Source organism: Primorskyibacter sp. S187A, from assembly GCF_049800955.1.
Taxonomy (GTDB): Bacteria; Pseudomonadota; Alphaproteobacteria; order Rhodobacterales; family Rhodobacteraceae; genus JAKVBH01.
Genome location: NZ_JBNAGA010000001.1, coordinates 256,032 through 273,761 on the forward strand (window position 1 = coordinate 256,032; position 17,730 = coordinate 273,761).

The 17,730-nt window shown below is 59.7% G+C and carries 21 protein-coding genes; 11 read left to right on the forward strand and 10 right to left on the reverse strand.

Features of this window, described 5'->3' with window-relative positions; genetic code table 11:
- The first annotated feature begins 15 nt into the window (after window positions 1-15).
- The 4 genes from lgt to ACP15S_RS01350 all read left to right on the forward strand — a co-directional run bounded on the left by lgt (window position 16) and on the right by ACP15S_RS01350 (window position 4,040).
- Window positions 16-891 (forward strand): prolipoprotein diacylglyceryl transferase, encoded by an 876-nt coding sequence (lgt, locus tag ACP15S_RS01335; RefSeq protein WP_425037725.1) that lies wholly within the window; start codon window positions 16-18, stop codon window positions 889-891.
- Window positions 888-1,946 carry a class I SAM-dependent methyltransferase gene (locus ACP15S_RS01340; RefSeq protein WP_425037727.1) on the forward strand — a complete coding sequence of 353 codons (1,059 nt, stop codon included), beginning with the start codon at window positions 888-890 and terminating at the stop codon, window positions 1,944-1,946. Before lgt ends, ACP15S_RS01340 begins: the two co-directional genes overlap by 4 nt.
- Complete coding sequence (gene pgeF, locus ACP15S_RS01345; RefSeq protein WP_425037728.1) at window positions 1,943-2,701, forward strand: peptidoglycan editing factor PgeF; 759 nt, start codon at window positions 1,943-1,945, stop codon at window positions 2,699-2,701. Before ACP15S_RS01340 ends, pgeF begins: the two co-directional genes overlap by 4 nt.
- A gap of 658 nt (window positions 2,702-3,359) precedes the next feature.
- Entirely contained in the window at window positions 3,360-4,040 is a 681-nt protein-coding gene (locus tag ACP15S_RS01350; protein ID WP_425037730.1) for a Hint domain-containing protein, read from the forward strand.
- Here ACP15S_RS01350 and ACP15S_RS01355 read toward each other — a convergent pair.
- Complete coding sequence (locus ACP15S_RS01355) at window positions 4,037-4,537, reverse strand: Lrp/AsnC family transcriptional regulator (RefSeq protein ID WP_425037732.1); 501 nt, start codon at window positions 4,535-4,537, stop codon at window positions 4,037-4,039. The two genes, ACP15S_RS01350 and ACP15S_RS01355, sit on opposite strands and share 4 nt — an antisense overlap.
- A gap of 221 nt (window positions 4,538-4,758) precedes the next feature.
- Between ACP15S_RS01355 and trxB the strand changes: the two genes are divergently transcribed.
- From trxB to ACP15S_RS01370, 3 genes are all read left to right on the forward strand, one after another.
- On the forward strand, window positions 4,759-5,724 hold the full coding sequence (trxB, locus tag ACP15S_RS01360; RefSeq protein ID WP_425037734.1) for a thioredoxin-disulfide reductase: 966 nt from the start codon (window positions 4,759-4,761) through the stop codon (window positions 5,722-5,724).
- Between the two features lie 189 nt (window positions 5,725-5,913).
- Window positions 5,914-7,992, forward strand: a complete 2,079-nt coding sequence (locus tag ACP15S_RS01365) for a bifunctional sulfate adenylyltransferase/adenylylsulfate kinase (RefSeq protein ID WP_425037736.1) — start codon at window positions 5,914-5,916, stop codon at window positions 7,990-7,992.
- Window positions 7,989-8,630, forward strand: coding sequence for a hypothetical protein (locus tag ACP15S_RS01370; RefSeq protein WP_425037738.1), 642 nt, complete (start codon window positions 7,989-7,991; stop codon window positions 8,628-8,630). The genes ACP15S_RS01365 and ACP15S_RS01370 overlap by 4 nt, the downstream gene beginning before the upstream one ends.
- Window positions 8,631-8,639: 9 nt before the next feature.
- Here the strand turns inward: ACP15S_RS01370 and ACP15S_RS01375 are convergent, their stop codons facing one another.
- Both ACP15S_RS01375 and ACP15S_RS01380 read right to left on the reverse strand, forming a co-directional pair.
- A complete protein-coding gene (locus ACP15S_RS01375; protein ID WP_425037739.1) occupies window positions 8,640-8,864 on the reverse strand; it encodes a DUF1150 family protein in 225 nt (74 codons plus the stop codon).
- Window positions 8,865-8,868: 4 nt separating this feature from the next.
- Window positions 8,869-9,282 carry an Hsp20 family protein gene (locus ACP15S_RS01380; RefSeq protein ID WP_425037741.1) on the reverse strand — a complete coding sequence of 138 codons (414 nt, stop codon included), beginning with the start codon at window positions 9,280-9,282 and terminating at the stop codon, window positions 8,869-8,871.
- A 157-nt stretch (window positions 9,283-9,439) separates the two neighbouring features.
- On the opposite strand from ACP15S_RS01380, the gene ACP15S_RS01385 reads away from it, so the two are divergent.
- The 3 genes from ACP15S_RS01385 to ACP15S_RS01395 all read left to right on the forward strand — a co-directional run bounded on the left by ACP15S_RS01385 (window position 9,440) and on the right by ACP15S_RS01395 (window position 11,281).
- Complete coding sequence (locus ACP15S_RS01385; protein ID WP_425037743.1) at window positions 9,440-9,664, forward strand: YdcH family protein; 225 nt, start codon at window positions 9,440-9,442, stop codon at window positions 9,662-9,664.
- A gap of 62 nt (window positions 9,665-9,726) precedes the next feature.
- Window positions 9,727-10,215 carry a 5-(carboxyamino)imidazole ribonucleotide mutase gene (gene purE, locus ACP15S_RS01390; protein ID WP_425037745.1) on the forward strand — a complete coding sequence of 163 codons (489 nt, stop codon included), beginning with the start codon at window positions 9,727-9,729 and terminating at the stop codon, window positions 10,213-10,215.
- Entirely contained in the window at window positions 10,208-11,281 is a 1,074-nt protein-coding gene (locus ACP15S_RS01395) for a 5-(carboxyamino)imidazole ribonucleotide synthase (protein WP_425037747.1), read from the forward strand. The genes purE and ACP15S_RS01395 overlap by 8 nt, the downstream gene beginning before the upstream one ends.
- 5 nt (window positions 11,282-11,286) lie before the next feature.
- Here the strand turns inward: ACP15S_RS01395 and ACP15S_RS01400 are convergent, their stop codons facing one another.
- Window positions 11,287-12,414, reverse strand: coding sequence for an alpha-D-ribose 1-methylphosphonate 5-triphosphate diphosphatase (locus ACP15S_RS01400; RefSeq protein WP_425037748.1), 1,128 nt, complete (start codon window positions 12,412-12,414; stop codon window positions 11,287-11,289).
- The gene (locus tag ACP15S_RS01405; protein ID WP_425037750.1) at window positions 12,407-13,129 is read right to left on the reverse strand and encodes an esterase/lipase family protein; all 723 of its coding nucleotides are present in this window, start codon (window positions 13,127-13,129) and stop codon (window positions 12,407-12,409) included. Before ACP15S_RS01405 ends, ACP15S_RS01400 begins: the two co-directional genes overlap by 8 nt.
- Window positions 13,130-13,173: 44 nt before the next feature.
- Here ACP15S_RS01405 and ACP15S_RS01410 point away from each other — a divergent pair, with 44 nt between their 5' ends.
- Window positions 13,174-13,608 carry an NUDIX domain-containing protein gene (locus ACP15S_RS01410; RefSeq protein WP_425037752.1) on the forward strand — a complete coding sequence of 145 codons (435 nt, stop codon included), beginning with the start codon at window positions 13,174-13,176 and terminating at the stop codon, window positions 13,606-13,608.
- 4 nt (window positions 13,609-13,612) lie between these two features.
- Here ACP15S_RS01410 and ACP15S_RS01415 read toward each other — a convergent pair whose 3' ends face one another.
- The 5 genes from ACP15S_RS01415 to fsa form a co-directional block, all read right to left on the reverse strand.
- Window positions 13,613-14,440, reverse strand: coding sequence for a DMT family transporter (locus tag ACP15S_RS01415; protein ID WP_425037754.1), 828 nt, complete (start codon window positions 14,438-14,440; stop codon window positions 13,613-13,615).
- Window positions 14,437-15,126: a CDP-alcohol phosphatidyltransferase family protein gene (locus ACP15S_RS01420; protein ID WP_425037755.1), complete on the reverse strand. Its 690-nt coding sequence runs from the start codon at window positions 15,124-15,126 to the stop codon at window positions 14,437-14,439. The genes ACP15S_RS01415 and ACP15S_RS01420 overlap by 4 nt, the downstream gene beginning before the upstream one ends.
- 42 nt (window positions 15,127-15,168) lie before the next feature.
- Complete coding sequence (locus ACP15S_RS01425) at window positions 15,169-16,101, reverse strand: tyrosine recombinase XerC (RefSeq protein ID WP_425037757.1); 933 nt, start codon at window positions 16,099-16,101, stop codon at window positions 15,169-15,171.
- Complete coding sequence (locus ACP15S_RS01430; protein WP_425037758.1) at window positions 16,098-16,805, reverse strand: DUF484 family protein; 708 nt, start codon at window positions 16,803-16,805, stop codon at window positions 16,098-16,100. Before ACP15S_RS01430 ends, ACP15S_RS01425 begins: the two co-directional genes overlap by 4 nt.
- 239 nt (window positions 16,806-17,044) lie before the next feature.
- Complete coding sequence (gene fsa, locus ACP15S_RS01435; protein WP_425037760.1) at window positions 17,045-17,698, reverse strand: fructose-6-phosphate aldolase; 654 nt, start codon at window positions 17,696-17,698, stop codon at window positions 17,045-17,047.
- Between the last annotated feature and the right edge of the window lie 32 nt (window positions 17,699-17,730).

A 17,730-nucleotide genomic window follows, 5' to 3' on the forward strand; every position in this document is an offset into this window, starting at 1 on the left:
TGCACGACACACGGCATGATCCCCTTTCCCGCCATATCGCCCGAATTGTTTTCAATCGAAATCGCCGGGATTGAGCTTGCGTTGCGCTGGTATGCTCTGGCGTATATCGCGGGCATTTTGCTGGCCTGGTGGTTGGCCGTGCGGAGCTTGGCGCGCGTGGCGCTCTGGCAAAATGAGAGCCCGCCCATGGCGCCCGGAAAAGTCGAGGATTTGATGACGTGGGTCATCCTTGGCGTCATTTTGGGGGGGCGGCTTGGGTTTGTTCTGTTTTACCAGCCCGCCTATTATCTCGCCAATCCCGTTGAAATCCTGATGATCTGGCAAGGTGGTATGGCCTTTCACGGTGGCCTTTTGGGCGTTGTGATTGCCGCATGGATCTGGGCTGCCCGGAATGATGTGCCCAAATTGCCGCTGGCCGATCTCATGGCGCTGGCCACGCCGCCGGGATTGCTCTTCGGGCGTTTGGCCAATTTCATCAATGCAGAGCTTTGGGGGCGCCCGACGGATATGCCCTGGGGCGTCATTTTTCCCGGGCAAGCCGCGCAGGATTGCGGGCCATTGGTCGACATTTGCGCACGACATCCGTCACAGCTTTACGAGGCAATCCTCGAAGGGCTTGTTCTGGGCGTCGTCCTGTTGGTGCTTGCCTGGCACAGGGGATGGCTGAAAACGCCCGGACGGATCGCGGCACTGTTCTTTGCGGGGTACGGCGCGGCGCGGTTTTTCGTGGAGTTCTTTCGGCAGCCGGATGCGCAATTCATCTCTGACGGCAATCCTTTGGGCCTCGCGGTACACTTGGGCGGCTGGGGGCTGACCATGGGGCAACTCCTGTCGCTGCCCATGATCATTATCGGGCTTTGGCTCGTCTTGCGGTTTCGGTCAACGCTATGAGTCTCGCGCAGGTGATCGCCGAACGCATTGCGCAAGACGGCCCGATCACCGTCGCTGACTTCATGGCATTGTGTCTGCAGCATCCCGAATATGGCTACTATATAACGCGCGATCCGCTTGGCGCCGATTTCATAACGGCGCCCGAGATCAGTCAGATGTTTGGCGAATTGATTGGCCTCAGTTTGGCGCAAGCATGGCTGGATCAAGGGGCTCCGTCCCGGTTCACACTGGCAGAGCTGGGTCCGGGACGTGGCACGCTGATGGCAGACATGTTGCGCGCAGCGGAGCGGGTGCCCGGGTTTATTGAGGCCGCGGACGTTGTGCTTCTCGAGACATCCCCCGCCTTGCGGCAGGTGCAAAAAGCGCGATTGGCCCCCGTAATGCCAAAGTGGATCGACCGTGCCGATGCGTTGCCGGATCAGCCGCTGTTCGTGGTTGCCAATGAATTCTTCGATGCTCTGCCGATCCGGCAATTTCAGCGACAGGGTGAGACGCTTTGGAGCGAGCGACGGATCGGGTTGCAAGGCGACAATCTGCAAATTGGGCTGGCGGGCGCCGCGCCGGTTGAGGCCTTGGCGCACAGGCTGGAAGATACGCGCGAAGGAGATCTTGTGGAAATCTGCCCCTCCGCACCGGCTGTTTTGGCGCAGGTTTCCGCGCGTGTTGCGGAGTTTAGAGGCGCTGCGCTGATCATTGATTACGGCGATTGGCGGTCTTTGGGAGATACGCTGCAAGCCCTGCGCAGGGGCAAAAGCGTTGAGGTCCTGAGCCATCTCGGGAAAGCGGATCTCACGGCCCATGTGGATTTTGAAGCGCTGGCCGCAGCCGCGTCGCCTAACGTGCACAGTAAATTGACGCCGCAAGGTGTCTTTCTGGAGCGCCTCGGCATCACCGCGCGCGCCGAGCGGCTGGCCAAAAATCTCAGCGGGTCCGCGCTGGAGGCGCATATCGCCGCACATCGCCGCTTGACCAGCCCGCTAGAAATGGGAAACCTGTTCAAGGTTCTGGGGATTGTTCCCAGAGGCGCACTGCCGCTTGCGGGGCTTGAGTTATGACGCTTGAAATCCTGACATCAGACATGCTGAGCGGTTTCCGGCATGGTTTCTTTACGCGGCGCGGCGGGGCCTCGTCTGGTGTGTTCGAGGGGTTGAACTGTGGCTCCGGCTCTTCTGATCAAGCAGAGATCGTCGCGATCAACCGCGCGCGTGTTGCCGACGCCATGGGCGTGCCAGAGCCGCATCTCGTCACCGTTCATCAAACGCATTCCTCGGATGTAGTTGAAGTCACCGGACCCTTGAGCGGGGAGAAACCCAAGGCTGACGGTATGGTCAGTGCGACACCGGGCGTGGCTTTGGGTATTCTCACGGCGGATTGTCAGCCTGTTCTCATGGCCGATACACAGGCGCACGTGGTGGGCGCGGCGCATGCAGGTTGGCGCGGCGCGCGAGATGGCATTTTGGAGGCAACTGTTGATGCCATGGTGGCTCTCGGCGCAGAACGTGAACGGATCAGGGCGGTTATTGGCCCGTCAATTTCGCAGCGCGCCTATGAAGTGGGGCCTGAGCTTCTGGAAGATTTTCTGGCCGACGATCCAGACAACGCACGCTTTTTTGCCAATGGACAGGGCGATCGCTATCAGTTCGATCTGCCGGGATTTGGTCTGTCCCGGTTGCGCGCTGCGGGCGTGGGGGATGCCGAATGGATCCGCCATTGCACCTACCACGACCCTGAAAGGTTTTACTCCTATCGCCGCGCGACCCATGCGTTGGAAGCGGATTACGGGCGCTTGATCTCTGTCATCCGCGTCTGAGAACGCCGCGCATTTAATTCAATTTTGCCTAATCGCTGCCGCATTACGCTGGGAAACCTAAGGGCATAAGTCCAAGGAGAGCAGTCGTGAATACCCGGTTCATTAAATCTATTGCCCAGACATCCAAAGCCACGCAGGTGGATATGCCATGGCAGCGCGGTGCGCGGCGGGCGGCATTTATCGCCAAGCGTCAGTCACAATCGCAGGCGCGCCAATCCGCTTGAGCGATACGCCACACCCCTAGAATTTCAACCGCGCGTCAGGTCTGTCTGGCGCGCGTTTTGTTTCACCCGCTGATCCGGCGGGGCCCTACGCGCTGATTCCGCCCGATTCCCGCTGAGCTCAGGCGGAAATGTGGCGCCGCTGTTCATGCTCTTTCACTAATTTTTCGCCGACTGCCGTTTTGTCACCCGATCCGTGAACGATCGGCCCAGGTTTTTGACAAATCAGGCGAGAATGGGGCACCACTCCTTCAACAGACATACCAGAGCTTCTGGGTCGTCGGTGGGGGCCGACACAGATGTGAAAACCGAAAGGTCGCCACATGAACCGCCCCACGCGCCAGAACCACCTGGCAACCGATATGTTTCCTATTCCGGTCCCGTCGAAGGATCGATTTGCTCGGACAGACGGGCGACTTCAGCGCACTCAGCCTCTCATGCGCACGATTGAAGTCGCCCATCTGCTTCCGGATCTTACAACAAAAACAACCCGTCATCGTGTACCGCGCCTGCCGGTCTATGAAGAAGCCGCTGCTGCCTTCGCGCGCGGCTGTATTGTCCAGACCGTGGATGGGCCTGTCGCTGTCGAAGACCTGATGCCAGGGGATTACGTCGAGACGTCTCGCGGTCCGCAAGCCATTACCTGGATCGGCTCGACTCAGCTTGTGACGGGGCCGGGCGGTCAAGGATCCTCGCTGACCCATTTGGTCCGCGTCATGGCTGATAGCCTTGGTCCATCGCGCCCGCAAAGCTGCCTCGTGCTGGGGCAGGGCGCGCGTTTGCTGCATGCCTCACAGGAGCGCGCGGCCGATCTGGCCAGTGCCGGTGTTTTGTGCCCGGCGCGGGATTTTGTAGATGGGGTCAGCGTCATCGAGTTGATGCCGCCATCGCCTGTGCAAATGTTTCATATCGCCTTCCGGCGTCATGCAACCTTCAACATCGGTGGCATCGAAGCGGAAAGCTATCACCCCGGAGCGGATATTCACGAACGGTTGGGCAAGAATGCGCGTCAGCTGCTCTTGTCGCTTTTCCCGCACCTGACTGCGTTGGGGGACTTCGGCCCGGTAACGCTGCCCCGTGCGTCGCGGGACAGGTTGGAAAGGGTTGGTGCGTTCTAGGCTGACTTGCTGAGACGGTCTTCCAGAATGTCAAAGGGAACGCCGGGCTCGTCCTTGGCGCCACGGATGACAAGCGACGTTTTCACCGAACCGACATTGGGTGTGGTTAGGAGCTCGCCTGTCAGGAAGCTTTGAAACGTCGAGAGATCCGGCGCCACGCATTTCAGCATAAAGTCAACCTCGCCGTTTAGCATGTGGCACTCACGGACGAGCGGCCATGCGCGGCAATGCTCTTCGAACGCGGACAAATCCGCCTCAGCCTGCTTTTCCAGCCCGACCATGGCGAAGACCTGCACCTCGAAGCCCAATTCGCGCGGATCGACATCGGCGTGATACCCGCGGATATAGCCTTGCTCCTCCAACGTGCGCACGCGTCTGAGGCATGGCGGCGCTGAAATGCCAACGCGACGCGCCAGCTCCACATTTGTCATGCGGCCATCAGCCTGCAGTTCCGCGAGTATTTTTCTATCGATCGGATCGAGTCTGGTCCCAGGCATCTTCCCCTCCCTGTGATGCTGATAGTTATACAGGGCCTGCATTTATGCGCAATAATGTTTCGCAGACGCGCAAGAAAATTTTGATAATGGGCGGTGATGGTGTGGAGAGGCGGGCCTCGGGGTGTGTCACGGGCCTGTGATGGATCCGGTGCGCGCTCTTTTACACCAGACCACGCGCGTCTATATCTGCTCCAGCGATTCAATTGGGGGCCAGCAATCACATGTCGGATACACGTCACACTCGCGTTTTGATCATTGGCTCTGGCCCAGCAGGCTATACGGCTGGTGTCTACGCGTCTCGAGCCATGTTGGAACCCATTCTCGTGCAGGGCCTTGAGCCCGGCGGCCAGCTCACGACGACAACCGAAGTCGAGAACTGGCCTGGGGACACGGAAGTGCAGGGTCCTGATCTCATGGTGCGTATGGAAGCCCATGCGAAAGCAATGGGTTGCGAGATTATCGGCGATTACATCCAGTCTCTTGATCTGGATAGCCGCCCGTTTCAGGCCCACGGCGACAGCGGCACGACCTACACAGCTGACGCAGTGATCCTGGCGACAGGGGCCTATGCGAAGTGGATTGGCCTGCCGTCCGAGGATGCGTTCAAGGGATTTGGCGTGTCGGCTTGCGCCACCTGCGATGGCTTTTTCTACCGCGGACAGGAGATCGTGGTGATCGGTGGCGGCAACACGGCTGTCGAGGAGGCGCTGTTTCTGACGAATTTCGCCTCCAAGGTGACGCTCATCCATCGCCGCGATGAGCTGCGCGCGGAAAAGATCCTGCAAGATCGCCTGTTTAAAAACCCCAAGATCGAGCCGTTGTGGTTTCACGAGCTTGAAGAAGTTGTCGGCACGGACAATCCCAAGGGTGTTGAAGGTGTGCGCGTCAAACATACCAAGACCGGCGAAATTACCGAGATTCCCTGCAAGGGCGTCTTCGTGGCCATTGGCCATGCGCCTGCGAATGATCTCGTCAAAGACAAACTGGAAACCCATATGGGCGGCTATGTTGTGACCAAGCCTGACAGCACCGAGACCTCCATACCCGGTGTTTTTGCGGCTGGCGACCTGACGGATCACAAATACCGGCAGGCGGTCACCTCAGCGGGCATGGGATGTATGGCGGCGCTTGAAGCGGAGCGCTTTCTCGCCGAACAGGAAGATACGGCGGGACTTGCCGCGCAATAGTGCGTCGTGCGCGGCCTGATTAACATTCTCTCAGATTTACGGCCCTCCCGACTGTGTCAGGAGGGCTTTTTTGCGCGATGCAGATTGGCCACGTCATTGAATACATATTAACCGGGATCGGGTTTGTTCTTTGGTGAACGCAGTTTTTGTGGAATACGTTCATACGTGAACAAATATTGATTCGTGCCAATGCCCCGCTCTGAGACAGAATTGCAAGCTGATGGTGATGACCTGCTTTTTCGTCTGCTCCGGCAGTTGGAAGATCCCGGCACGCCCTCGCAACGCGCCATGGCAGAGACGCTCGGCGTGTCTCTGGGCCGGATCAATACCATGCTGCGCCGCGCTGTAGAGCTCGGCCTCGTAGCACTTCAGGAGCGCGAAAGCTCCGACCGGCGCAGCCGCGTAACCTATGCCATAACGCCGCTTGGGCGAACCGAGAAGAACCGGCTGATTGACCAATTTCTGGCGCGAAAATTCTCTGAATACAATGCGCTGTGCGCCGAGCTGACCGGCGCGACCACCGATCTCAATCCCTTCAAGAACAGGATACTGCAGATGCAGAACAATCTCGCTCCCATCCCGGAACTCTACGTTTCCTACGATTCCGCGCAAAAGCTGAAAGTGGACGCCGCTGATCTCGTGAGCTGGGATCTGACCCCGCGCCAGATTTGTGATCTCGAGCTGCTGATGAATGGCGGCTTCAATCCCCTCAAGGGTTTCCTGAGCGAGGAAGACTACAACGGCGTTGTCGAGACTATGCGCCTGGCGGATGGAACGCTTTGGCCCATGCCGATCACACTGGATGTGAAGGACGATTTTGCAGCCTCTCTCGAAGTGGGGCAGGACATCGCGTTGCGCGATCAAGAGGGCGTTATTCTGGCGACGATGACTGTCACGGATCGCTGGACACCCAACAAAGCACGCGAAGCGGAGAAGGTCTTTGGCGCGGATGACGATGCGCATCCGGCGGTCAACTACCTGCACAATCAGGCAGGCAACGTCTATCTCGGCGGGCCAGTGACCGGCATTCAACAGCCCGTGCACTACGATTTCCGCGGCCGCCGCGACACACCCAATGAGCTGCGGGCCTATTTCCGCAAACTGGGTTGGCGCAAGGTTGTGGCGTTTCAAACGCGCAATCCCTTGCACCGCGCGCATCAGGAACTGACGTTCCGCGCGGCGCGCGAGGCTGAAGCCAACCTGCTCATCCATCCTGTCGTGGGCATGACCAAGCCGGGTGATGTGGACCACTTCACGCGCGTCCGTTGCTATGAGGCCGTGCTCGACAAATATCCGCAATCAACCACGACCATGTCGCTCCTCAACCTCGCCATGCGCATGGCAGGTCCGCGTGAGGCCGTCTGGCATGGGCTGATCCGCGCCAACCACGGCTGCACCCATTTCATCGTGGGCCGTGATCATGCGGGCCCCGGGAAAAACTCTGCAGGCGAAGATTTCTACGGCCCCTATGACGCGCAAGAGCTGTATCGCGCGCATCAATCCGAAATCGGCGCTGAAATGGTTGATTTCAAACACATGGTCTACGTGCAGGAGCGCGCCCAATATGAGCCCGCCGATGAGATCACGGATAAGGACGACGTCACGATCCTCAACATCTCGGGCACCGAGCTGCGCCGCCGTCTGCAAGAGGGCCTTGAGATCCCTGAATGGTTCTCCTTCCCCGAAGTCGTTCGCGAGCTGCGCAAAACCAAGCCGCCGCGTTCCCAGCAAGGCTTCACAGTATTCTTCACCGGATTTTCCGGTTCGGGTAAATCCACGATCGCCAATGCGCTTATGGTCAAGCTGATGGAGATGGGCGGACGCCCCGTGACGCTTCTCGATGGGGATATCGTGCGCAAGAACCTCAGCTCCGAGCTGGGCTTCTCCAAGGAGCACCGCGACCTGAACATTCGCCGCATCGGCTATGTCGCCTCAGAGATCACCAAGAATGGTGGCATCGCAATCTGCGCGCCCATCGCGCCCTATGCGACAACGCGTCGGGCTGTCCGCGAGGACGTGGAGCAATTTGGCGCCTTCGTCGAGGTGCATGTGGCGACCTCCATCGAGGAATGCGAACGCCGCGACCGCAAGGGCCTCTATAAGCTCGCGCGGGAAGGGAAAATCAAGGAATTCACAGGGATTTCAGACCCCTATGACGTGCCTGCCAACCCGGAGCTGAGCGTTGAGACGGAAAATGTCGAAGTCGACAATTGCGCGCACCAGGTTATTCTCAAACTGGAATCGATGGGCCTGATTGCCGCTCAATGACCGAGGTCATTATTTCTCTGACAACAATCCCGCCGAGGTTCGGCGGGATTTTTTCTGTGCTCGAGAGCCTTGTGGCGCAAAACGCGGCCCGTGTTGTTTTGGTTGTGCCGTACCACTGGACACGATTTCCGGATGCGCGTGGCGTGCCAGACCTGCCGCCCGGCGTTGAGGTTTTGCGCGCGCAGGATCAAGGCCCGGCCAGTAAGGTCTTGCCCACGCGCGGGGCCTACCCGGATGCGGACATCGTCTTTTGCGACGACGATTGCCTTTACGCGCCGGGTTGGCTGGATGCATTGCGCTCTGGTCCGGGCGTTTGCGCCGGGAGCTGTTTTGACGTGAGCCGTCTTAGGCGCGACGGTGCACGGGTCGCGCAAGGCTTTGCCGGTGTGTACGTGCCCGCAAGTGTGCCCTTGCCGGATCATGTGCCTGACGCCGTGCGCCATGCCGATGATCTTTGGCTTTCGGCCTGGTTCGAGGCCTATGGTCACGCGATCACGGAGGTGCCCCTCGCACGGCGATTGGTCACGCCACAGAGCGCGGAAGCGCCTTTGCAAACTGGATCACGTGCACGCGACTACACTATCGCTGCCACATACATCGCGGAGCATTTGGGCATTTGGCCGCCGCTTGGCGGATAGCGTCTTTGCCTATTGCAGCTGTACGGGTGCGAGATCGTTTTCCCGCGCCAGCGCGAAGGCCATACGTTCATCGGCCACAAGCGCCAGCCGTTCGCCGGCGTCATTGTGTACGGCGTAGAGCTTTTCCAAACCAATGGCTTGCGCCTGAACTTCCGGTGGAAGCTCGGTGATCGCAATCGGTTTGACGTAGACGATATTGCTTGGGCTGCCTTGCAAGGCGACTGGTGCGTTCATCTTTTCATCCCTTCTTGATCTTGATGGTCTGGACGACGGTTTCGGGGCGCGCCTGGGTCAGATCGACGTGCAACAGGCCATTTTCCATAATGGCTTCGCCCACTTCCACACCGTCTGCGAGCACAAAGGTCCGCTGAAACTGGCGGGCCGCGATGCCACGATGCAAAAATACGCGCGCGTCGCTGTCATCGTTTTGCCGGCCACGAATGACCAATTGGCGGTCTTCAACCGTGATCGAAAGATCGCCCTCCGCAAAGCCTGCGACGGCAAGCGTGATCCGGTAGGAATGATCAGATGTCTGTTCAATGTTGAAGGGCGGGTAGCCGTCGTTGCCGGATTTCGCGGCGCGTTCCAGCAAGCGCTCCAACTGCTCGAAACCGAGCATATGCGGGTAAGACGCAAGAGTTAGTTTTGTCATAGTCCTGATGTCCTTTGCAAAGCGACATACGCAGCTCCGGCCCCTTATGGCGACCGGTGCTGATGCGAATATGGGGAGGCGCGCCGCTGCCCGCAAGGCCTTTGCAAAAAACTGGTGGACACAGTATAAACATGAGGACTGCCAGCAGGAGTTTCGCATGAACGCGCCCAGCGATCTTTCGATGAAAACCGAAGAGGTCTTGCGAGTTGAGCTTGAGGTGTTTCGCCGCGAGCATGCAGATTTGAACGAGGCGATTGATGCGCTTCAATCCGAAGGCCGTGCGGATGTGCTGACGTTGCAGCGCCTCAAGCGCAAAAAACTGCAATTGAAGGACCGGATCCGGCTGATCGAAGATCGCTTGACCCCCGACATTATTGCCTGAGCGCCCATTGCGCCGCGCGCGGGCGCGCCTATAGTGCGCGCGTCTTCAGATGGGGGAGCGGTATGAGCGCGCCAAGGATCGGTATCATCATGGGCAGCCAGTCTGATTGGCCGACCATGCGCGAAGCAGCGGAAGTATTGGATGAACTCGGAGTGGCCTATGAGACGCGGATCGTTTCGGCGCATCGGACCCCGGATCGGCTGTGGGACTACGGCAAGACCGCCGTGTCCAGAGGCTTGCAGGTCATTATCGCCGGGGCGGGCGGCGCGGCGCATTTGCCCGGCATGATGGCCTCCAAAACGCGCGTCCCGGTTGTTGGCGTCCCGGTTCAGACCAAAGCGCTCTCCGGGGTCGACTCGCTGTACTCTATTTTACAAATGCCACGAGGCTATCCTGTTGCGACCATGGCCATTGGCGCCGCGGGCGCGCGGAATGCAGGGCTGATGGCCGCAGGCATTCTGGCCTTGCAGGATGAGGCCCTTGCAGCGCGTCTCGATGCGTGGCGCGAGGCCTTGTCAGCCTCGATCCCCGAGGTTCCGGTCGATGAGTGATGCATTGGCGCCCGGGTCGGTCATCGGGATTCTGGGGGGCGGCCAACTGGGGCGGATGCTCAGCGTAGCGGCCTCCCGATTGGGATATATCTGCCATGTTTTTGAGCCCGGCGCCGCGCCGCCCGCAGGCCATGTTGCACATAGCGTCACGACAGCACCGTATGACGACGAGCCTGCTTTGCGCGCTTTCGCGGCGTGCGTGGACGTCATCACCTACGAGTTCGAGAACATCCCGACCGGTGCCCTAGATGTGTTGGAGGCGCTCAAGCCCATCCGACCCGGTCGCGAAGCGCTGCGGGTGTCGCAGGATCGCTTGGTCGAGAAAGCTTTTCTGCGAGATTTGGGCCTCACTACCGCGCCTTTCGCCGATATCCCGGATCAGGCAGCGCTGGAGCGCGCGCTGGAAGCCCACGGCGCCCCGGCCATTCTGAAAACCCGCCGTTTTGGCTATGACGGCAAGGGGCAGGCCCGGATCAAAGAGCCGCAAGACGCCGCACAGGCCTTTGCAGATATGGCTGGTGCGCCCGCGATTTTCGAAGGGCTCGTCGATTTCTCCCATGAGGTGAGCGTCATTGCGGCCCGTGGCCTGTCCGGTGAAGTGGTCTGTTTTGATCCGGGCGAAAACGTCCATGAAAACGGAATTCTCAGGACAACCAAGGTGCCCGCGCAGCTGACGGCGTCTCACCGTATGGATGCAGCGCTTCTGGCGGGGCAGATCCTGAACGCGTTGGATTATGTGGGCGTCATGGGCGTTGAGCTTTTCGTGACGCCCGGTGGGCTGATCGTGAATGAAATTGCGCCGCGGGTCCATAATTCCGGTCATTGGACGCAGATGGGCTGCGCTGTGGATCAGTTTGAGCAGCACATTCGCGCCATTGCCGGTTTGCCCCTTGGCGATGGGCAACGTCATAGCGATGTCGAGATGGAAAACCTCATCGGTGATGATATGGATCGGCTGCCCGCGCTTTTGCGCGAAGGCCAGCTGTCAGTGCATCTCTATGGCAAGCAAGAGACCAAGCCCGGCCGCAAGATGGGCCATGTGAACCGTATCCTGCCCAAAGGCTGACGCGCCTAAAGAAGACGGCGTGCCATCTCGCCACGGGCATAGGTGATGGCACCGCCGGACATGGTCAGTTCCAGATGATGCGTTTGGGCATCGAGCACAACCAGATCAGCGCGCTTGCCAGACGCGAGCGCGCCGCGATCTGTCAGGCCAAGCAAGCGCGCGGGACCGCTGGAGACCAAGGGCCAGAGGTCTTCCAGCGGACGGTCCAGCTCCACCAATGCCTGCCGCATGGAGGGGTAGTGGTAATCTGAGGCCAGCGCATCGACCAAACCGTCCAGCACAAGCTCCCGCGCAGAGACATTGCCCTTGTGCGACGCGCCACGCACGACGTTGGGCGCCCCCATGATGACGCCTTCGCCGTGGTCTTTGGCCTCGAGAGCGGCCGCGCGCGTCTCGGGGAATTCGGAAAGCGTGGCACCGCGAGCGCGCCAGATCTGCCTGTCTTCTGCGGTGCCGTCGTCATGGCTTGCGATCAGTATCCCGCGCGCCTGAAGCTTTGCGCAAAACGCCTCCATCGCCGCGGGAACCTCGTTGCTGCGCTGGTGCAGCTGATGCATGAGTGCCAGATGGGCCTCGGGGCTGCGCCCGGATTTCAGCGCGGTCCCTGTCAGTCTCGGCGGCTTGCGCCCCTGTTCGAGCCGTTCATGGGGCAGGTGATCGTTGAAGGCGACATAGCCGATGCGATGGGTGTCGATGAGCGCGAGGACCTCGTCCAGCGTATCGAGGAAATGGGTTTCCAGCCGCAGTTGCAGACGCATGTCCGTGTCCAGCTGCGGCGCCGCTTGACTGAGGCCCGCAAGGATGCGCTTGGCTGTCTCCGGTGAGCGCAGACCGCCCTCCCAGCTCCAGAATTGCGCGAGAACAGCGGTCGTGATGCCATTGGCGGCGAGTTCGGCTTCTGTAGCGCGCAGGCCGTTTTCCGTGGAATTCATAGCGCCCCGGCGCGGTGCGATATGGCGTTCGAACGCATCGCCATGCAGATCGATCAGACCCGGTAGAATGAGCTTGCCGCGCGCATCAATCCTGCGTGCCGCCGCACCCGGATCGCCCACGCACCCTTGCGTGAGCCCCAAAGGACCCTCCTGCCAACCGCCCTCTGACAGCCACCGCCCCTCAAGCCAGATCTCACTCATCCACAACCGCCTTGTAGAGCACTTCGCCCAAGCTGATGTCCGGCTCAAACCGGCCGTCTTCGAGATAGGCCAGCACTTGATAGATAACACGCGGGTTGTTCATCAAAAACGTATGCGTCACTGGCAACGTCAAATGGGCGCGCATGCCACTCACCTTGGTCGACGCGACAGAGACCTTCCCGTCATCCGGCCCATCGATCAGCGTTGAAAAGAACGGGTTGAGAGAGCGATTTCCCGCGATTATGCCCAGATCGAAATCCACGCGGGGCAGGTCTTCTGCAAGGGCATCGGTGCGCAGCTGCTGGCCGGCAGGCCCGTTCAGCAATTTGAACAACTCCAGCCCCCCGAGCTTGTCGACCAATTCAGAGCCTTGATTGGGCGGGGCGAGCATGACCGTGCGGCCCAGATTGGCAGGCCGGTTGTTCTGGAGCCAGACGCGCAGCAGGATGCCGCCCATGGAATGGGTCACAAAATGGACCTTGTCGCCGCCGCAGGAGGACACGGCGCGGGGCACGGTGTCGCGCACAAGTTTGGCGATATTGAATTCCGTTGAGGCGTAGGAGGGCGAGATCGTGCGATAGCCCTCCGCTTGCAAGGTTGCCTCCAACAAGGCAAAGCTTGCCTGCGTGCGCGCGAGCCCATGCAAGAGGACGACGCAATCGGCCCGGACGGGGGTGCTGAGCAACAAGAAGAGCAGAGCCAAGGCATATCTCATGGCAGTCAGATAGGCATTCCGGCACGCCGGTGGAAGGAAAAAGCATGCGACTTGCCGTACGGGCAGTGATTGTTGTCGACGGGCGTTTGCTGCTGGTCAATGCATGGCCGGGTCAGCAAAGCGATCTGTGGTGCGCGCCGGGGGGCGGAGTTGAACCCCATGCGAGTTTGCCAGACAATCTGGCGCGTGAAGTCCGGGAAGAGACGGGCCTGCATGTGGCGGTCGAGGCGCCGTGTCTGGTCAATGAGTTCCACGCCCCGGAGAAAGCGTTCCACCAGGTTGAGGTCTTTTTCCGGTGCCGCATTCTGGAAGGGCAAACTTCTCAAACGTGGGAAGATCCCGAAGGCATTGTGAACCGCTTTTGCTGGGTGACACTTGAGGAGGCTCAAGCCTTGCATTTGCGCCCGCTGTCTTTGCCAGATGTGGCATTCGGGAAGGCGCATTTTGCCTATGATGCCTTGGAACGTCTGACCAAGTGAGCCGTTACTTGGCGCGCAAGGAGATCAGCACGCCGCCCAAAACCAGCAGTGCAGCCAATGCAAATCGCAACGTAAGGTCCTCGGAGAGGAAGGCGGCGCCGCCAAGCGCGGCGATGACCGGCACGGTCAGCTGCGCCACCGCGGCCCGGCTTGCGGTCAGCTGCGGCAAAACGCGATACCATAGCGCATAACCCAGCCCCGATGTGATCGCGCCGCAGATCAGCGCAAGACCGAAGCCCGCCATATCCATGCCATCGGGCGCCAGAATCCAACCCAACAGACCCAACGGGGTGCACCACAAGAAACTCGTCGCCATCGTGGGCAAAGGCGCGCCGGAGGTCCGCCCGATGAGAGAAAACAAACCCCAGCCGATGGCTGCGATGCTCATCAAAATCGCGCCCAGGGGATCTGGCTGATCTGCGCCGGGCACCATCAGCCAAACGAGGCCGCCAAAGGCCAACAGAGCACCGAGGATGCGCAAAGGCGGCAAGGCTTCGCGGGAGAGGATAGCGCCCACAAACATGGTGATCTGCACGCCGCCAAAGAGGATGAGCGCCCCTGTTCCGGACGCGAGCGACAGATAGGCCAGCGAAAAGCCCACCATATAGAGCGCCAGCGTCGCTACTCCGGGCAGTGCGGCGCGGGTAAATCGCAGGTGTGTGGCCTGACCTGACAGGGCTACGATCAGACACAGAAGCGCGGCGCCAGACGCAAGACGCACGGCCGCAAAGCTCGCCGGACCCGTCCCAGTGCCTTCAAGGGCCGCACGGTTCAGAATGGAATTGGCCGCAAAGGCCACCATCACCAACGCGACTGTCAGCGCGAGCTTCAAGACCGCTCTGGCAGCAGCTGTTGTGCGATCCCTGCACAGGTGAGGTAGAGCGACGTGATGATCAGGCCCCAATGCGCCCAGCTGTCGGGGTAGAAATCGACCCAGGCCGCCCATCCCGCGAAGAATGTCCAGGCCAGACACATCGGCAGCGAGACACTCCGCCAGCGCTCGGTGCGCACGGGATGGATGAATTTCAGCGGGAAGAACATCGCGATGGCAAAGAGCGCAACAATGGCGAGGATAACCCAGAAGTTGGGGTGCAGGGCAAAGAGCACGATCACCACCATATTCCAGCATCCCGGGAAGCCCGAAAAGGAATTATCCTTTGTCTTCATGCCTGTATCTGCGAAATAGAGCGCGGATGTGAAGGTTATGACGATGATGGCGAACCAGCCTGTCCAGCCGGGCAACAGACCCGAGGAAAACAGGGCAAAGGCCGGTATGAAGACATAAGTGAGGTAGTCGATGATCAGATCCAGAAGCACGCCGTCAAAGCGCGGGGCGTTCTGTTTGACGTCATATTTGCGCGCCAGGGGGCCATCGATCCCATCCACCGCAAAGGCCACCACGAGCCACAGAAACATCAGGGACCACTTGGCCTCAACGGCGGCCAACATTGCCAGCATGGCAAAAACGGCACCTGTCGCGGTCAGCCAGTGAATGGAGAGTGCCTTAAGTCTTACCATCCCATTGTGATGACCGATCAGGGCTGTGTGATCAAGCGGCTTTCACGCGCCTTTGGCTTGCGGATGCGCGCGATTGTAGACGTCCATCAGCCGTGCCGCATCAACGGCGGTGTAGCCTTGGGTCGTCGACAGTGAGGCATGGCCCAGCAATTCCTGGATCGCGCGCAGATCACCGCCCGCGATGAGCAGATGCGTGGCAAAGCTGTGGCGCATGGCATGGGGCGTCGCGGTTGCAGGCAAGCCCAGCTGCGCACGCGCCTGCGCCACGGTTTTTTGCACGATCCGAGGGTTCAGGGCGCCGCCGCGTGCGCCGACGAAAAGTGGATCATCGGCTTTGAGTGCAAAGGGGCAGGCGGCCAGATAGCGTTCCACAGATTGTGCCGCTGCGGGCAAAACAGGCACGAGCCGCTCTTTGCTGCCTTTGCCCAAAATACGCAAGGATGTCCCCAGCGGAGCCTGCGCCCGTTTGAGCGAAAGCGCTTCCGATATCCGCAAACCGCATCCATAGAGCAATGTGACCACAGCAGTATCCCGGGCCGCGATCCATGCGTCTTGAGATTGCAACTCAACGGTTTCGATCATCTCCTTTGCTGCGTCTTCCGACAACGGGCGCGGCAGCTTTTTCGTGAACTTCGGTGCCCGGGCCGAGAGAACCGCCGTGGGTTCAAATCCCTCGCGCTCCGCAAGCCAGCGGTAAAATGTTTTCACGGCAGACAGTTTGCGTGCCTGGGAGCGGGGCCCGAGGTTTGGGCCGCGCAACGCAGCCATCCAGGCGCGCATATCCCGCAGCGTGATGCGGGACAGCGGTGCGAGACCCTGCGCCGCACCGTGATAGCCCGTCATGAAGGTGATGAACTCCAGCACATCCCGGCGATATGCATCGAGCGTATTCTCAGAGCGCCCCTGGAGCGCGCGCTGATGGTCCAGAAAGTCTTCCAGCGCATCGCGCGCCTGAGGGGATATCTCTAAGCTCACGCCAACCAGCGGCGCATGGCCCGCTCAAAGACACCAGCGAAAAAGCCCAGGAGATCGCCGCCTTGCTGTGGTGTGAACATATGAGGGTCTTCCGAGCCCAGAACGAGCAAGCCGGGTTGCCGCTTTTCGCCAAAGTCCAACAGGAGGCAGGCCTCCGAGCGCATGTTTGCGGCGTCGGATTGATAGACCGAGTCCATACCTTCGGCGATCTGGCGCAGTGTTACGGCGCGTTGCGTGCCGGTGGCCCCGCCGCCGAGATAGGTTTCAATGAAGCCGCGTTCGGTCGTCGTCAGCACGTCCCCGAGTTTGCGTTGCACAAGATCGTCGCGCCCGTCATCAGATTCCAGAACCAGCCGCACCGCGTCCACCCGCAGGATATCCGCAACCTCGCCTGAGAGATTGAGCAGAAACTCTTCGAACTCGACAGGGTCCAGCATGCGCAAAATGGCACGGTGGACCTGATTGGTCCCCGCAAGGTTCTCATAAGCCGCAGCAATGACGGAGCGATGCGTGTCTTCCAGACGATCCAGACGCGTCTCCAGACGCTCCATCGCTATGCCGCGCAGATCCACGATATTGCCGCCCATCGCTTTTTCATTGGCCGCAATCAGCGCATGCATCACATCGTGATCATCAAGGATGACGGATGGTTTCGAGATAATCGTCTCGCGGAGTTTGTCGTCGATACGTGCGGTAGAACTCATAATGCGCCTCATATTGCTTTTCGGCGTCTATAACATGCGCGCGCACTCAGGGCTGCCGCATTTTTGCATCATTTGAGAGTTTTCTGACGAACGCCGCTCAGAGGTCTGCAATGATTAACAAAAAGTTACCGGGCACTTTGAATGTAAAAGATGAGTGATGTGCCGAACTGAAGGATATGAAAAAAGCCTGTGGATAAATTTACCCACAGGCTTCTGAGCAATCCACAGTCAGGTGTGGATCAAACGATCTTGATGTCCGCGTCTGCCGCATCTTTCAGGAATGTTTCCAGCCCTTTATCGGTCAGAATGTGATTGGCCATGGCCTTGATAACGCCGGGGGGGGCCGTGGCGACATCTGCGCCGATTTTCGCGCAATCGCTCATGTGGTTGGCGGTGCGGATGGACGCTGCGAGGATTTGCGTCTCAAAGCCGTAATTGTCGTAAATTTCACGGATATCCGCGATCAGATCGAGCCCATCGATGTTGATATCGTCGAGGCGGCCAATGAAGGGCGAGATAAAGGTCGCACCGGCTTTCGCCGCCAAAAGCGCCTGATTGGCCGAAAAACACAGCGTTACGTTGACCATCTTGCCCTCGCCCGTCAGGGTCTTACAGGCTTTCAGGCCGTCCCAGGTCAGCGGGACTTTGACGGCAATGTTCTCAGCGATCTCGGCGAGCTTGCGGCCTTCGGCAATCATCGCATCTGCTTCGACCGCCACGACTTCCGCAGACACCGGACCAGAGACCAGATTGCAAATCTCCTTGGTCACTTCGAGAATATCGCGGCCAGACTTCTTGATCAGCGAGGGATTTGTGGTCACACCATCAACCATGCCCAGATCATTGAGTTCGGAAATGGCGGCGACGTCGGCGGTATCAACGAAGAATTTCATGGGGACGCTCCTTGGAATGTTTGCGCTCGCAC

What these genes read in the sequence shown, in the direction of transcription:
- lgt (WP_425037725.1), top strand. Translation starts at nt 16, where the DNA reads ATGATCCCCTTTCCCGCCATATCGCCCGAATTGTTTTCAATCGAAATC.
- ACP15S_RS01340 (WP_425037727.1), top strand. Translation starts at nt 888, where the DNA reads ATGAGTCTCGCGCAGGTGATCGCCGAACGCATTGCGCAAGACGGCCCG.
- pgeF (WP_425037728.1), top strand. Translation starts at nt 1,943, where the DNA reads ATGACGCTTGAAATCCTGACATCAGACATGCTGAGCGGTTTCCGGCAT.
- ACP15S_RS01350 (WP_425037730.1), top strand. Translation starts at nt 3,360, where the DNA reads ATGCGCACGATTGAAGTCGCCCATCTGCTTCCGGATCTTACAACAAAA.
- ACP15S_RS01355 (WP_425037732.1), bottom strand. Translation starts at nt 4,537, where the DNA reads ATGCCTGGGACCAGACTCGATCCGATCGATAGAAAAATACTCGCGGAA.
- trxB (WP_425037734.1), top strand. Translation starts at nt 4,759, where the DNA reads ATGTCGGATACACGTCACACTCGCGTTTTGATCATTGGCTCTGGCCCA.
- ACP15S_RS01365 (WP_425037736.1), top strand. Translation starts at nt 5,914, where the DNA reads ATGCCCCGCTCTGAGACAGAATTGCAAGCTGATGGTGATGACCTGCTT.
- ACP15S_RS01370 (WP_425037738.1), top strand. Translation starts at nt 7,989, where the DNA reads ATGACCGAGGTCATTATTTCTCTGACAACAATCCCGCCGAGGTTCGGC.
- ACP15S_RS01375 (WP_425037739.1), bottom strand. Translation starts at nt 8,864, where the DNA reads ATGAACGCACCAGTCGCCTTGCAAGGCAGCCCAAGCAATATCGTCTAC.
- ACP15S_RS01380 (WP_425037741.1), bottom strand. Translation starts at nt 9,282, where the DNA reads ATGACAAAACTAACTCTTGCGTCTTACCCGCATATGCTCGGTTTCGAG.
- ACP15S_RS01385 (WP_425037743.1), top strand. Translation starts at nt 9,440, where the DNA reads ATGAACGCGCCCAGCGATCTTTCGATGAAAACCGAAGAGGTCTTGCGA.
- purE (WP_425037745.1), top strand. Translation starts at nt 9,727, where the DNA reads ATGAGCGCGCCAAGGATCGGTATCATCATGGGCAGCCAGTCTGATTGG.
- ACP15S_RS01395 (WP_425037747.1), top strand. Translation starts at nt 10,208, where the DNA reads ATGAGTGATGCATTGGCGCCCGGGTCGGTCATCGGGATTCTGGGGGGC.
- ACP15S_RS01400 (WP_425037748.1), bottom strand. Translation starts at nt 12,414, where the DNA reads ATGAGTGAGATCTGGCTTGAGGGGCGGTGGCTGTCAGAGGGCGGTTGG.
- ACP15S_RS01405 (WP_425037750.1), bottom strand. Translation starts at nt 13,129, where the DNA reads ATGAGATATGCCTTGGCTCTGCTCTTCTTGTTGCTCAGCACCCCCGTC.
- ACP15S_RS01410 (WP_425037752.1), top strand. Translation starts at nt 13,174, where the DNA reads ATGCGACTTGCCGTACGGGCAGTGATTGTTGTCGACGGGCGTTTGCTG.
- ACP15S_RS01420 (WP_425037755.1), bottom strand. Translation starts at nt 15,126, where the DNA reads ATGGTAAGACTTAAGGCACTCTCCATTCACTGGCTGACCGCGACAGGT.
- ACP15S_RS01430 (WP_425037758.1), bottom strand. Translation starts at nt 16,805, where the DNA reads ATGAGTTCTACCGCACGTATCGACGACAAACTCCGCGAGACGATTATC.
- fsa (WP_425037760.1), bottom strand. Translation starts at nt 17,698, where the DNA reads ATGAAATTCTTCGTTGATACCGCCGACGTCGCCGCCATTTCCGAACTC.